This is a genomic window from Mycobacterium sp. OAE908 (assembly GCF_017872775.1).
GTDB lineage: Bacteria > Actinomycetota > Actinomycetes > Mycobacteriales > Mycobacteriaceae > Mycobacterium.
In genome coordinates this window covers 610,004-624,098 of the sequence record NZ_JAGGJL010000002.1, presented here as the reverse complement: position 1 = coordinate 624,098, position 14,095 = coordinate 610,004, and the positions used below count along the sequence as shown (strand labels likewise).

General features: G+C 67.3%; 13 protein-coding genes. 1 reads left to right on the top strand and 12 read right to left on the bottom strand.

Annotated elements, in window-relative coordinates:
* Positions 1-96 precede the first annotated feature (96 nt).
* The 8 genes from era to hrcA all read right to left on the bottom strand — a co-directional run bounded on the left by era (position 97) and on the right by hrcA (position 7,202).
* Positions 97-996 (bottom strand): GTPase Era, encoded by a 900-nt coding sequence (era, locus tag J3E61_RS28145; protein ID WP_210086107.1) that lies wholly within the window; start codon positions 994-996, stop codon positions 97-99.
* Entirely contained in the window at positions 993-1,310 is a 318-nt protein-coding gene (locus J3E61_RS28140) for a cytidine deaminase (RefSeq protein WP_192723282.1), read from the bottom strand. The genes era and J3E61_RS28140 overlap by 4 nt, the downstream gene beginning before the upstream one ends.
* A complete protein-coding gene (locus J3E61_RS28135; RefSeq protein ID WP_192723283.1) occupies positions 1,303-2,592 on the bottom strand; it encodes a DUF21 domain-containing protein in 1,290 nt (429 codons plus the stop codon). Before J3E61_RS28135 ends, J3E61_RS28140 begins: the two co-directional genes overlap by 8 nt.
* Positions 2,589-3,125, bottom strand: coding sequence for an rRNA maturation RNase YbeY (gene ybeY / locus J3E61_RS28130; protein WP_210086106.1), 537 nt, complete (start codon positions 3,123-3,125; stop codon positions 2,589-2,591). Before ybeY ends, J3E61_RS28135 begins: the two co-directional genes overlap by 4 nt.
* A gap of 4 nt (positions 3,126-3,129) precedes the next feature.
* Positions 3,130-4,164 (bottom strand): PhoH family protein, encoded by a 1,035-nt coding sequence (locus J3E61_RS28125; RefSeq protein WP_192723285.1) that lies wholly within the window; start codon positions 4,162-4,164, stop codon positions 3,130-3,132.
* Positions 4,165-4,254: 90 nt separating this feature from the next.
* A complete protein-coding gene (locus J3E61_RS28120; RefSeq protein WP_210086105.1) occupies positions 4,255-4,998 on the bottom strand; it encodes a 16S rRNA (uracil(1498)-N(3))-methyltransferase in 744 nt (247 codons plus the stop codon).
* Between the two features lie 6 nt (positions 4,999-5,004).
* Positions 5,005-6,147: a molecular chaperone DnaJ gene (gene dnaJ / locus J3E61_RS28115; protein ID WP_192723287.1), complete on the bottom strand. Its 1,143-nt coding sequence runs from the start codon at positions 6,145-6,147 to the stop codon at positions 5,005-5,007.
* A 23-nt stretch (positions 6,148-6,170) separates the two neighbouring features.
* The gene (hrcA, locus tag J3E61_RS28110; RefSeq protein ID WP_192723288.1) at positions 6,171-7,202 is read right to left on the bottom strand and encodes a heat-inducible transcriptional repressor HrcA; all 1,032 of its coding nucleotides are present in this window, start codon (positions 7,200-7,202) and stop codon (positions 6,171-6,173) included.
* A 148-nt stretch (positions 7,203-7,350) separates the two neighbouring features.
* Between hrcA and J3E61_RS28105 the strand changes: the two genes are divergently transcribed.
* On the top strand, positions 7,351-7,665 hold the full coding sequence (locus J3E61_RS28105) for a type II toxin-antitoxin system VapB family antitoxin (protein WP_192723289.1): 315 nt from the start codon (positions 7,351-7,353) through the stop codon (positions 7,663-7,665).
* Here the strand turns inward: J3E61_RS28105 and J3E61_RS28100 are convergent.
* Genes J3E61_RS28100 through J3E61_RS28085 form a run of 4 tightly spaced genes read right to left on the bottom strand, consistent with a single transcriptional unit; the run spans position 7,615 to position 14,088 of the window.
* Positions 7,615-8,295 carry a DUF998 domain-containing protein gene (locus J3E61_RS28100; RefSeq protein ID WP_192723290.1) on the bottom strand — a complete coding sequence of 227 codons (681 nt, stop codon included), beginning with the start codon at positions 8,293-8,295 and terminating at the stop codon, positions 7,615-7,617. The two genes, J3E61_RS28105 and J3E61_RS28100, sit on opposite strands and share 51 nt — an antisense overlap.
* A 45-nt stretch (positions 8,296-8,340) precedes the next feature.
* Positions 8,341-8,556 (bottom strand): MbtH family NRPS accessory protein, encoded by a 216-nt coding sequence (locus tag J3E61_RS28095; protein WP_192723291.1) that lies wholly within the window; start codon positions 8,554-8,556, stop codon positions 8,341-8,343.
* Entirely contained in the window at positions 8,534-9,823 is a 1,290-nt protein-coding gene (mbtG, locus tag J3E61_RS28090; protein ID WP_210086730.1) for an NADPH-dependent L-lysine N(6)-monooxygenase MbtG, read from the bottom strand. The genes J3E61_RS28095 and mbtG overlap by 23 nt, the downstream gene beginning before the upstream one ends.
* Positions 9,817-14,088 carry an amino acid adenylation domain-containing protein gene (locus J3E61_RS28085; protein ID WP_210086729.1) on the bottom strand — a complete coding sequence of 1,424 codons (4,272 nt, stop codon included), beginning with the start codon at positions 14,086-14,088 and terminating at the stop codon, positions 9,817-9,819. The genes mbtG and J3E61_RS28085 overlap by 7 nt, the downstream gene beginning before the upstream one ends.
* Positions 14,089-14,095: the final 7 nt, after the last annotated feature.

The window sequence follows — 14,095 nt, the reverse complement described above, 5'->3', positions numbered from 1 at the left end:
GAGTGCACCGCACGATAACTGCAATCTCGCGGGCGAGGGCCAGTCAGCATATGGCTGTCAGAAGAAGCGGTCGCCACACGACACATGCTCCCGGACTCAGAAACCCAACCGTCCAAGCTGTTTCGGGTCGCGCTGCCAGTTCTTCGCAATCTTGACGCGTAAGTCGAGATACACCTTCGTGCCGAGCAGCTTCTCGATCTGGGTGCGGGCCGCCGTGCCCACCTCGCGAAGCCGTGCGCCGCCCTTGCCGATCACGATGCCCTTCTGGCTGTCCCGCTCGACGTAAAGGATGGCGTGTACGTCGATCAGGTCGTCGCGGTCTTCGCGCGGGCTGACCTCGTCGATCACGACCGCAAGCGAGTGCGGCAGTTCGTCGCGGACACCCTCGAGCGCGGCCTCGCGGATCAGCTCCGCCATCAACGTTTCCTCGGGTTCGTCGGTGAGTTCGCCGTCCGGGTAGAACGCCGGGCCCGGCGGCAGCTGGTCGGCCAGCACCTTGGTCAGGACGTCGAGGTTCTCCCCGGTGGTCGCCGACACCGGCACGATCTCGGCATCGGGTCCGACGAGCTCGCTCACCGCGATCAGCTGGGCGCCGACCCGGTCCTTGGCCACCTTGTCGATCTTCGTCACCACGACCACGAGCTTGGTTCTCGGCGCGATCGCACGGATCTGCTCGTAGATCCACCGGTCGCCCGGCCCGATCTTCTCGTCGGCAGGCACGCACCACCCGATGACGTCGACCTCCGAATAGGTGCTCTTCACCAGATCGTTGAGCCGCTGCCCGAGCAGCGTCCGCGGGCGGTGCAGGCCCGGGGTGTCGACGAGGATGATCTGGAAGTCCTCCCGATGCACGATCCCGCGAATCGTGTGCCGGGTGGTCTGCGGCCGGTTCGACGTGATCGCCACCTTCGCACCGACGAGCGCGTTGGTCAGCGTCGACTTCCCGGTGTTGGGCCTGCCGACGAAACAGACGAAGCCGGAACGGAACTCGCTCATACGGGTGAGCCGCTGCGGTCGGTGACGATCACGGCGGCGTCGCTGGACAGCTCACGCACCGCCGCCACGCCCTCGTCGTCAGCCGATCCGCCGACGAGCACGGCGGCCTCCAGTCCCGTCGCACCGCTGGACACCGCTGCGGCGACCGCGGCCTGCAGCGCAGTCAACTGCAACGCGTCGAGTGCGACGGGCGCGCCCGCATAGGTGCGGCCGTCTAGGTCACGCACTGCCGCTCCGCTGCCGGCTTCGGCCCGGCCCATCGCGCCCCGGGCCAACACCACCAGCTTGGCGTCCTCGGCGTCCAATTCAGTCATTGTGCTCCTCGGCTTCCGGGGTGGGGCTGACCAGCACGGTGCCGATCCGGACCCGGCCGCGGTGGTCGGGTCCGCCTTCAGCCTTCAGCCGCAGCCCGTCCCACGTCACCTCTGCGCCCGGCAACGGGACGCGGCCGAGCTCCAACGCCACCAGGCCGCCGACGGTATCGACGTCGAGGTCTTCGTCGAACTCGATGTCGTACAGCTCGCCGAGATCCTCGATGGGCAGCCGCGCCGACACCCGAAAGTGCTTGTCGCCCAGATCTTCCACCGGGGCAACCTCATCGGTGTCGTACTCGTCGGCGATTTCGCCGACGATCTCCTCGAGTACGTCCTCGATGGTGACCAGGCCCGCAATCGCGCCGTACTCGTCGACCAGCAACACCATGTGCACGCGGTCGCGCTGCATTTCACGCAGCAGCGCGTCCAGCGGTTTGGAGTCGGGAACGAACACCGCGGGGCGCATCACCGCGGACACCTTGGTGTCGCGGCCGCCGTTGGTCGAGTAATACGTCTTCTGCACAAGGTCTTTGAGGTAGACCACACCGATGACGTCGTCGACGTTCTCGCCGATCACCGGGATGCGGGAGTGGCCGCTGCGGACCGCCAGTGACGTGGCCTGGCCTGCCGTCTTGTCGTTCTCGATCCACACCATCTCGGTGCGCGGCACCATCACCTCGCGGGCCGGAGTGTCACCGAGTTCGAACACCGACTGGATCATCCGGCGTTCGTCGTCGGCCACCACGCCGCGCTGCTGGGCCAGGTCGACGACCTCACGCAGCTCGATCTCGGAGGCGAACGGACCGTTGCGGAATCCGCGGCCGGGTGTCAGCGCGTTACCGATCAACACCAGCAGCCGGCTGATCGGGGTGAGCAACACCGAAATCGCTTGCAGCGGAAGGGCGGCCACCAACGAGATGCTGTAGGCGTTCTGCCGTCCGACAGTACGAGGGCCGACGCCGATCGCGACGAAGCTGACCACCACCATGATCGCGGCCGCGGTGAACAACCCCCAGCCGACACCAAGCAGGCCGTCCAGATAGGCGACAAGCAAAACGGTCGCCGCCACCTCGCACGTGATACGCAGCAGCACAACAAGATTGATGTAGCGCGGTCGCTCGACCATGACCCGGGCCAGCCGCACCGCGCCTGGCCGTTCGTCGCGCACGAGCTCCTCGACACGGGCCACCGACACCGTGCTGACGGCCGCGTCGATCGCCGCGAACAGTCCGCCGAGGCCGATCAACGCGATCGCGCCGACGAGCGGGCCTATGCCGGTCACAGTTCGTCGAAATATCGAGACTTGTCCAGCAGCCGGCGGTCCTTCTCGGACTGGCGGTCCTGGTGGTAAGCCTCGACCTGGTCGGCCACCCACTCCTCGAGCAGTTGGCGCTGCAGGGCGAACATCTCTTTTTCCTCGTCCCGCTCGGCATGGTCGTAGCCCAGCAGGTGCAGCACGCCGTGCACGGTCAGCAGCGCCAGTTCCTGACCCAGCGTGTGCCCGGCCGCGTTGGCCTGCTGCGACGCGAATTCCGGGCACAGCACGATGTCGCCGAGCATCGACGGGCCCGGCTCCGGCGCGTCCGGGCGACCACCCGGCTCGAGCTCGTCCATCGGGAAGCTCATCACGTCGGTCGGTCCCGGCAGATCCATCCAGCGCATGTGCAGATCGGCCATCGCCGCGGTGTCGAGCAGCACCATCGACAGCTCAGCCGCCGGATTCACCTTCATCTTGCGGATGACGAATCGCGCGACGCTGATCAGTTCCTCTTCGGATACGTCGATGCCCGACTCGTTGGACACCTCGATGCTCACGCGGTCACCTTCGCGATCGGGTCCCCGACGAGCGCCGCTGAGCCCTGTTCATCAGAGCCGGCTCCTCGGACTTGGCATACGCGTCGACGATTTCGGATACCAATCGGTGCCGAACAACGTCGGCACTGGTCAGTTCGGCGAAGTGGATGTCATCGATACCGTCGAGAATGCGCATCGCAGCGCGCAGGCCCGACGCTGCACCACCGGGCAGGTCCACCTGCGTGATATCGCCCGTCACAACGATTTTCGAGTTGAACCCCAACCGCGTCAGGAACATCTTCATCTGCTCGCCGGTGGTGTTCTGCGCCTCGTCGAGGATGATGAACGCATCCGACAGGGTCCGGCCACGCATGTAGGCCAGCGGCGCGACCTCAATGATCCCGGCGTTCATCAGCTTGGGGATCGATTCGGGATCCATCATGTCGTACAGCGCGTCGTACAGCGGCCGCAGATACGGGTCGATCTTCTCGCTCAGCGTGCCGGGCAGAAAGCCAAGGCGCTCACCGGCTTCCACGGCCGGACGGGTGAGAATGATCCGGTTGACCTGCTTGGTCTGTAAAGCGTTGACCGCCTTGGCCATTGCCAGATACGTCTTGCCCGTACCGGCGGGCCCGATGCCGAACACGACGGTGTGCACGTCGATCGCGTCGACATAACGCTTCTGGTTCAACGTCTTCGGCCGAATCGTCTTGCCGCGTCGCGACAGAATGTCGAGCGTCAGCACCTCGGCCGGTGATTCGTCCCCGGTGCCGGTCAGCATCGCGACGCTGTGTCGCACCGCCTCCGGGGTGAGGCGCTGGCCGCTGGCCACGATGGCCACCAGTTCGGAAATCACCCGTTCGGCCAGGGCGACGTCGGCGGGCTCGCCGGACAGGGTCAGCGCGTTGCCGCGGGCATGGATGTCGGCGGAGAGGATGGATTCGAGTGCCCGCAGATTCTCGTCAGCGGAACCCAGCAGGCCCACGACGAGGTCGGGCGGAACATCGATGCTGCTGCGAACGGGCGCGTCCGAGTCAGCGTTCGTCTCGCGGGGCGTCACGTGGGGTTTTCTGCCTGCTTTCTGGGTTCTGGCCTGGTTGTTTGCTCTGGAATACCCAGTTTACCGCCGGGTACGGACGCATCCCAATGCTTAACCCGCAGACCATCGCGACGTCAGGACGCCGAGCGCGCCCAACGCGACGGCCGCCGCCGTCGACGTCCGCAGCACCGCCGGCCCCAGTTGCACCGCCGTCGCGCCGGCGCCGGTGAGCGCCGCGATTTCGTCATCCGTGATACCACCCTCGGGGCCGACAATCAGGAGTAGCGAATCTGCTTGTGCCACCGGTATTTCCGTCAGCTTGCTGGTGGCCGACTCATGTAACACGAGTGTCGTCGCGCCAGAGTCGCGCACCCGCGCTACCAACTCAGCCGTCGACAACACCCCGCTGACCGGCGGAATGTAGGGCCGCCGCGACTGACGTGCCGCCGAGCGGGCCACCGCGGCCCACCGGCGCAGCCCCTTGTCGACTTTCGCCGACGACTCCCACCTGGCCACGCATCGCGACGCGTGCCAGGCGACGAAGGCGTCGGCGCCGGCCTCGGTGGCGAGTTCGACGGCCAACTCAGAACGGTCGGACTTGGGCAGCGCCTGCACGACGGTGACGCTCGGCACCGCGACATCAACGGTTCGGCGGTCAAGCACTTTCGCCGCCAACCTGCCCTTGGCGACATCTTCGACGACACAGTGCGCCACGGACCCGTCGCCGTCGCCGAGGTCGAGTTCCTCGCCGACCCTGATGCGCCGGACGTTGGCGGCGTGAAAGCCTTCGTCGCCGTCGACGACGGCAAGCTCACCGACCGCGGGCAGCGCGTCGACGTAGAACAGCGCGCGCACGAATGTTCAGCGGCCGGTGAAGGTTTCGCGCAGCCGGCTGAAGAAGCCGCTGCCCGATGCCGCGCTCTGGCTCGAGCGAACCTCCGCCACGTCGCGAACGCGCTTTTCCTTCAGCTTGTGCAGCAGTTCGATGTCCTCGTGGTCGAGCCGTGACGGCACCACGACCTCGATGTGGGCGTGCAGGTCGCCACGCACGCCTGAGCGCAGGTGCGGCATGCCGTGTCCGCGCAGTGTGGTCACCGAACCGGGCTGGGTGCCCGCGGGAATGGTGAGCTCCGTCGGCCCGTCGATGATCGCGTCGACGGTGACGGTGGTGCCCAACGCGGCGTCGACCATCGGCACCGAAATCGTGCAGTGCAGGTCATCGCCATCGCGGACGAACACCTCGTGCGGCTTTTCGTGGACCTCGACATAAAGGTCGCCAGCGGGGCCGCCACCGGGGCCGACCTCGCCCTGCGCGGCCAGCCGCACGCGCATCCCGTCGCCGACGCCGGCAGGGATCTTCACGCTGATGTCGCGTCGCGCCCGGATCCGGCCGTCGCCGCCGCACTGGTGGCACGGGTCGGGGATCACCTCGCCGACCCCTCCGCACACCGGGCAGGGCCGCGACGTCATCACCTGGCCGAGCAGCGACCGCTGGACAGTCTGGATCTCGCCGCGCCCACCGCAGGTGTCGCAGGCGACCGGCGTGGACTTGCCGTGGGTGCCCTTGCCCTGACACAGATCGCACAACACCGCGGTGTCGACGGTCACCTGCTTGGTCACGCCGGTGGCGCACTCTTCCAGGTCAAGCCGCATCCTTAGCAGCGAGTCCGAGCCAGGGCGGACCCGGCCAATCGGACCGCGGGAGGCGGTGCCGCCACCGAAGAAGGCCTCGAACACGTCGCCGAGACCGCCGAAGCCACCGAAGCCGTTGCCCGCGGCGCCCGCGCTCTCCAGCGGATCGCCGCCGAGGTCGACGATGCGCCGCTTCTCCGGGTCGCTCAGCACCTCGTAGGCGACGCTGATCTCCTTGAACCGGGCCTGCGCCTCTTCGTCGGGGTTGACGTCGGGATGCAGCTCACGCGCGAGCTTCCGATAGGCGCGCTTGATCTCCGAATCGCTCGCCCCCCTGCTCACCCCGAGCAGCCCGTAATAATCGCGTGCCACGCCAGACCTTTCCAAAACCGGGATTACCGGCTGCCTAAGACTTCACCTATATAGAGAGCAACCGCAGCGACATTAGCGATAGTTCCCGGATAGTCCATCCGCGTGGGTCCCAACACCCCCATGCCGCCGTACACCTTGCCCGAACTGCCGTACGTGGTGCTGACCACCGACGTCCCCGCCATCTGCTCGGCCTCGGTCTCATGCCCGATGCGAACGGTGACCTTGCCTGCCTCTTGCTGTGCGGCCAGCAGGCGCAACACCACCACCTGCTCCTCGAGGGCTTCCATCACTGAACGCAGTGAACCGCCGAAGTCCGCGGTGTTCTGCGCCAGGTTGGCGGTGCCGCCGAGGACAAGACGTTCCTCGCTGTGCTCGACCAGCGTCTCGACCAGCACGGTGGCCGCTCGGCCGACCGCGTCGGCGAGGCGCCCGCTGCCGTTGAGCTGTGCGGCCAGGTCGGACACCGCGATCGAGGCGGCGGCCAGCGGCTTGCCCTCCATGGCTTGGCCGAGCCGGTCGCGCAGCTGGGACAGCTCGTGATCGTCGATGGCGTCGCCGAGTTCGACGATGCGCTGGTCGATGCGCCCGGAGTCGGTGATCACGACCAGCAGCAGCCGGGCCGGGGTCAACGCGACCACCTCGAGGCGTCGCACGCTCGACGTGGACAGCGTCGGATACTGCACGATCGCGACCTGGCGCGTGAGCTGGGCCAACAGCCGCACAGCGCGCCGCAGCACGTCGTCGAGATCGACCCCCGATTCGAGGAAGGACAGAATCGCGCGCCGCTCCGAGGACGACAGCGGCTTGACCTCGTCGAGCCGGTCGACGAACTCGCGATAGCCCTTCTCGGTGGGCACTCGCCCGGAGCTGGTGTGCGGTTGGGTGATGTAACCCTCGGCCTCCAGGACGGCCATGTCGTTTCGTACGGTCGCGCTGGAGACGCCGAGATTGTGCCGCTCGACAAGAGTCTTCGAACCGATCGGCTCCTTGGTGGATACGAAGTCAGCGACGATGGCACGCAGCACTTCGAAGCGACGGTCGTCGGCGCTACCCAATGGTCACCTCCGTTTCGCAGCCAGTCAGCGCCCATTTTACGGGCATCAGCAGGGCCGATGCTCCTCGAGCCGTCGTGCGCGTGGCGGACAGCCGATTTCCGGCTAGCCTTTGCCATGTGACGCCGACGCCGCCCGAGAGATCACGTCGATGATCTTCAAGGGAGTGCGTGAGGGCAAACCGTACCCCGACCACGGCCTGTCCCAACGGCAGTGGGCCCAGATTCCGCCCCGCCAGCTGCGCCTCGACGAGTTGGTGACCACCACGACCGTGCTGGCGCTCGACCGGTTGCTGTCGGAGGACTCGACGTTCTACGGCGACCTTTTTCCGCACGCGGTCAGGTGGAAGGGCATCGTCTATCTGGAGGACGGGCTGCATCGTGCGGTCCGGGCCGCGCTGCGGAACAGGACCGTGTTACACGCCCGCGTGTTCGACATGGACATGCCGCTTTCGCAGCAGACCTAGCAGTACCAGGGCGCTGAAAACCTGCCACGCCAGAATCGAGTACACCGGAATCCGCTCCAGGAGACCGACCGGCCCATAGTTGTGGCCCCACACGTTGTAGTTGGCGAGGGTCAGCCAGGCGAGGATGCCGACCGCGGCGATCAACAGCGACACCGCTCGATACCACCAGTTGGCCTCTGCGGCGCGGGCGACGGTCGATGACCCCGGCACGATGGCCAGGTTGCCTGCAATGAACACCAGCAAGGCGCCCGCCATGTGCAACTGCATGCCGTCGCCTTCGGCCAGCGGCGAGCCGCCGTGGACCGTCGCGACCAGGAAGTAGCCGACGGTCGCGGCCGCGGTGAAGAAGAGGAAGACCACGGCGCGACGGCCGGAGGCGCGCGTCACCAACACGGCGCCGACGAACATCAGCACGCCCTGCAGGTAGAAGGCCCCGTTCATCAGATAGGCGTACCGGCCCCAGTCCGGGACGCCGAGCACGCTGATGTAGTGGTGGAGGTAGCTGTAATGGCCTTTGACGTTGTCCGCGGCGATCTTCTCGACCAGCAGATACACGACGGCGGCGAGGATCCAGACGACGGCGGCGACCCGCGAGAGCTGGGTGTGGCTCGCTGTCTTGGTCACCGTCACAGCAACCACGGTAGGCCAAGGCGGCAAAACCGTGCCGGCGACGCGTCAGTCGGCAGCCATCGCCTCGCGCAGGCTGCGCGGCCGCATGTCGGTCCAGTGCTCCTCGACGTAGGCCAGGCAGTCGGCGCGGGTGCTCTCGCCGAACACGACCCGCCAGCCAGCCGGGACGTCGACGAACGTCGGCCACAGACTGTATTGGTCCTCGTGGTTGACCAACACGAAGAAGGAGCCGTTGTCGTCATCGAATGGGTTGGTACTCATCACTTCTCCTGATCGGCCGTTCGGGGGTGGTGCAGTCTGCGCCGAGGATCCGGTCCGACAGCAGCCCGAGGCAACTGAGGTTGGGGAAGCCGGGCCCCTGGGTCAGTCCGGCCAGCCCGGGCAGGAACAACTTCGGCGCGACACCGCTGACCGCGAGGTCATGGCCGATGGCTTCCTGTAAGGCTTCCCCGGTCAACGGGCCGCCCAGCCCGAGTTCCAGCAGATCGAGTGCATCCTGGCCGAGCAGCGGCACGAACCAGAGCCCGTCGGCGCCGGAGCCGTCGATCACCAGATCGAAGCCGTGCACGGTCTCCAGCGCTTCGACACCTCGATTTGTGCTCAGCGTCAAGCGAATTCGCTCATCGCGGGCCACCGCATGGGCGACCCTGCCGCGCAGGTGCCGAATCCTGTCGTCGGCTAGCAACGCCTCCTGCACGCGTGCGGAGAACACGCCGCGGTCTGTGCGCATCAACGCATCCCGCCGCTCGGCCGGTGTCAGGCTGGACCAATCGGTCGGATCCGAGTACAGCGTGTTCTCGAAGAAACCCTCTCCGCGGGTGAACAACGTCACCTGCGGGGAGATGACGGTGATGGTCGAAACCCGGTGCCGGAAAAGCTCGTTGAGGATCGACGCCGCGGTCTCGCCGCCGCCGATCACGGCGACCCGTTCGGCGTTCAGCAGTTCGTGCTGGGCGGCACGGCGCCAGAACTGCGCGATTGAAAGCACTCGCGGATGGCCGGGCAGGATCGACCGCTCGGCCTGGCCGGGCCCGGTGATCATCGCCGCGTCGGCGTTCACGGTCTGATCGGCGGTGTGCAGCGCCCAGCGCCCGCCCTCGACCGCGATCCGGCGGACTTCGCCCGCGACGACGGCCATTTCGACGTTGTCGGCCACCCAGCGCAGGTACTGACTCCATCGGCGATGAGTCGGTGCGGGCCTGCCGCGGTCCACCCATTCGGCGAACTGGCCAGTGCAGATCAGGTACGACTGCCAGCTGTGCCGGATCATCCGGTCGTCGAGTTCGGCGTTGCGGCCGGCGACCAGCGAGGAGCGATACGGAAACCCGACATCCTTCTCGGGACTGGTGCCCAACCGATGTTGGCCGTCGGTCCAGCCGCCGTCCGGACGCCAGTTGGCTGCGACGCCACTGCGTTCGACCGCGACGACGTCGGGCACGTCGACACCCATCGCACGCAGTTCGGCGGCCTTGGCGGCGACGGCCACGGCCTTCGCGCCTGCACCGACAACCGCAAGTGTGGTCATGATGCGACCTCCCGCAACGCGTCCTGCCACATCGACTGCAGCGTCGCGACCTCGTCGGCGGACAAGATGTCGGGCAACGTGCGCCACTGCGTGGCCAACATCGGCGTATCCGCATCCCCGACGATGCCCGCGATGATCGTCAACTCGTAGCGCACGGCCACGCCCGGTTCGGGCAGCGCCGACAGCTTGGCGAGGAGGTCGCGATCCACCCGCAGGCCGTCGCCGCTACCACCAAAGTGCAAGCGGCCCAAGTAGTTCAGCAACAGCTGCGGCTCGGAGTACGCCCGCAGCCGCTCTGCGGTGTCCGGCCGCAGGTACCGCAGCAGGCCGTAGTCGATGCGGTCGCCCGCAATCTTGGTGATCGCCTCTGGCGTGTCAATCCTCAGCGGGTAAACCGCGCTCAGCAGTCCAACAGTGTCCGAGGTGTCGGCGTCGTCGGTGATGGCGTCGGCGCGACCATGGGTCTCGATCGCCAGCAGCGGTATCCCCGGCTGCTGCCCGCGATGCCGCCGCCAGTTGCTCACCATCTGCGCCGCGGCCGCCGCCAACAGCTGGGTGATCGGCTGTTTCGCACCGAGCAGCCGGGCCGTCACGTCGGGGTCGGCTGCGCACATGGTGACGGCGGCGTCGCCGACGCGATCGGTGGTCGGCTGGACCCGGCGCGCACCCAGATTCGGGTCCTCGCCCTCGAGCTGGGCTACCCAGAAGTCACACGTGTCGAGTTGCGCGGCACGCTCGGTCAGCAGCTTCGACCAACGCCGGTGGCTGGTGTGCTCCTGCACCGGTGCGAAACGGCGGCCGGCGGCAAGCGCGCGCCACGCAGCGTCGAGTTCACCGAGGACGATGCGCCACGATGCCGGATCCATGGCCAGCACATGCGCCGTGAGCACCAGCACGCCTGCCTCGCGCAACCAGACGGCGTCCAGCAGCACACCGTTCTCCGGGTCGAGGCGGTCGACGGATTGGCGGGTCACCTCGGCGACGGTCTCCGTCAGGTCGCCGGTGACGGTCGCTTCGACGAGCGCGAGGGTGCCGTCATGTGCGACGAGCGTCATGGTGTCGCGGTCCAACCGGCTTCGCAGTACCTCATGGCCGTCGATCACGTTCTGCAGCAGCGCTTCCAACTGCTCGCGGGTGAGGCCGGGCGGCAGCCGGATTGCTTCGGTCTGCGCCAGCCGGCGCGGTTCGCCGTATTCGTAGAGCCAGCGCGCATTGGACAGCAGCGTGATCGGGCCGCCCTCGTCGTCGGCCACGCCGGGGCGCACCGATTCGTTGTCGATGGCCGCCGCGAGTTCGCGGATGGTGCCGCACTCGAGCATCAGCCGGGCCCGCAGTGCGATACCGCGTTGTCGCGCCGCCTGCACCACCGACAGCGCGACGATGCTGTCGAGGCCCTGGCGCACGTAGTCGGCGGTGACGTCGATGTGATCGGACTCCAGGACCTCGGCCATCAACTCGGCGAGCACCGTCTCGGTCGGTGTTTCCGGCTGTGCCACAGCCAAATCCGTATCGTGTTGCCGCATCGCGAGAGCGGCCTCGTCGACTTTGCCGTGTGCCGTCAGCGGCATCTCGTCGAGGACGACGATGTGATGCGGAACCATATAGCGCGGCAACCGCTTTGACAGCATCGCCCGCAGTTCGGCCACCTTGGGCGGGGGGTCGGCTGCGACGTACGCGGTCAACCGCGGCGCAGCGCCTTGCTGTTTCACCGTGACGTGCGCGTGCCGCACGGATGGATGGGTGTGCAGCACCGCCGCGATTTCGGCGGGCTCGACGCGGAATCCGCGGATCTTGACCTGTGCGTCGGACCGGCCGAGGTATTGCAATGCCCGATCCGGCTGCCGTCGCACCACGTCGCCGGTCCGGTACATCCGCTCGCCCGCCACGAACGGATCGGCCACGAATCGACCCGATGTCTCACCGGGCCTGCCGAGGTAGCCGCGGGTCAACTGTCCACCGGCCAGGTACAGCTCGCCGGGCACGCCGATCGGCACCGGTCGCAGCCACGAGTCGAGCACGTAGGTCCGGCTCGCCGCGGTGGGTCGCCCGATGACGGGCGCCTCGTGGTCGGTGATCGCAGCGACGACCGATTCGACCGTGGATTCCGTTGGGCCGTAACAGTTGTAGGCGGCCATCCCGGTGCGGACGCATTCGTCACCGATCATGTTCCACGCCGGCATTCCGACCGCCTCGCCGCCGAGCGCCAACACAGCGAGCGGGACCGTCGTTAAGAGGCCGGCAGCACGTAGTTGGCCGAACATCGACGGCGTGGTGTCGATCATGTCGATGCCGTAGCGGGCGATCGTCTCGACCAACGCCTCGGCGTCGCGCTGGGTGTCGTCGTCGATTATGTGCACGGCATGCCCGTCGAGCAGCGCGGCAAGCGGTTGCCATGCCGCATCGAAGGTGAACGACCAGGCATGCGCCACCCGAAGCGGGCGACTCAGCCGGGTAGCCGCCGGTCGCAGGATGTTTCGGGCGTGATCTTCGGCATAGGCGAGCAGCGCCTGATGCGTCCCGACGACACCCTTCGGCGTCCCGGTGGTGCCCGAGGTGAAGACGACGTACGCGGCCTGCCCGGGATGCGTGGCCGCGGGCCGGTAAGCGCCGAGAGCCTCTGCCGTGGTGAAGGTCTCGTCTACGACGACGGCCGCGTCGGTCTGGCGCACGATCTCGGCTGCGCGTTCGGCCGGCATTCCGGGGTCGAGCGGAACGATCACGCCGCCTGCCTTCAGCACACCGAGCATTGCGACGACATAATCCGGTCCCCGCGAAAGATTGATCGCCACCGGCGTTTCGGGCCGCACTCCGCGGGTGACGAGTGCGGCGGCGACACGGTCGGCCGCCTCATCCAGCTCTCGGTAGGTGTACCGGCCGCCAGCCCAGCTGAGCGCGACCGAGCCGAGCCTGGTGGCGGCGCCGTCGGTGAACCGGGTGTGTACCCCGCCGCCGATCGGAGTGGGCGTTACCGTCGCCGCGCCGCCTTCACCGTCGAGCAGGACGCTGACATCACGAAGCGGATCATCCCAATGCTGGATCAACCGCTGGGTTGTGCTGAGCAGTCGCTGACCGAGCGAGTCGGGGCTCGTCAGTCCCAGCGCGCGGTCGATCACCTCGATCAGCAGTGTCAGCTCGCCGTCGGTGATGTGGGCGGCGACTGTGACCGGGAAGTGCGAAAGGCTTTCCAGCGCCGCGGGCCGGAAGGTCGCCCCGTTGGCCCTGAACTCACCGCCGCCGACCAGCCCGCCGGGCGGGAAGTTCTCGTACACCAACAGGGTGTCGAACATTTCGCCGACGCCTGCGAGCGACCGCAGTTCCGCATGGGCCAGGTAACTGTGGTCACGCAGTATTGCGCCTTCGCGTTGCAGCGCGATGCACTGTGCACCTACCCGTTCGGCAGGATCGAGCCGCACCCGCAGCGGCACGGTGTTGATGAACAACCCGACCATCGTTTCCACACCGGTCAGCTCGCCGGGACGGCCCGACACTGTGACACCGAAGATCACGTCGCTGCGGTCGGTCACCGCGGACAGAATTGCGGCCCAAGCCATTTGAACGAGTGTGTTTACGGTGACGCCACGCGCGCGGGCGGCCTCGATCAAGCATCGGGTGGCATCGGGGGCGAGTTTGAGTTCGGTGCGGCGCGGCGTACCGGTGGGCGGCTCGCCCGCGGTCAGCGCGGACGTCATCAGCGTCGGTCCGTCGATTCCGGCGAGATGCTCCCGCCACAGCGAGCGGCTGGTCTCCTGGTCGCGGCGGCCCAACCAGCCGATGTAGTCGCGGTATGGCCTCGGCGGGGGTGGCAGCGCCGCGCCGTCGCCGCCGCACCGGTACAGCGTGATCAGTTCGCCGACGAACAGCGGCAGCGACCAGCCGTCGATGATGATGTGGTGCGCGACGATCACCAATCGCCAATGAGAGTCAGGCACTTCGATGAGGACAAAGCGGATCGCCGGACCGTGTTCCAGGTCGAACGGTCGTCGGCGTTCATCGGTGTCAAGCGACTCGACCTCATCGGCCGTCGCCGTGACATGCCGCCATGGCACCTCGACATGCGATGGGACGACCTGAACGGGACGACTCGTTTCAGACCGCAGAAAGCTCGCCCGCAGATTCGGGTGGCGCGCCAACATCGTTGCAGCGCAACGACGCAGCAGGTCAGCGTCGAGGCTGCCGTCGATGTCGGCCGCCATCGCGATCACATAGGGATCGTGTTCGGACAGCGCCGCCATCGAGTAGAGCCCCTGCTGCAGCGGGCTCAACGCCATCACGTCT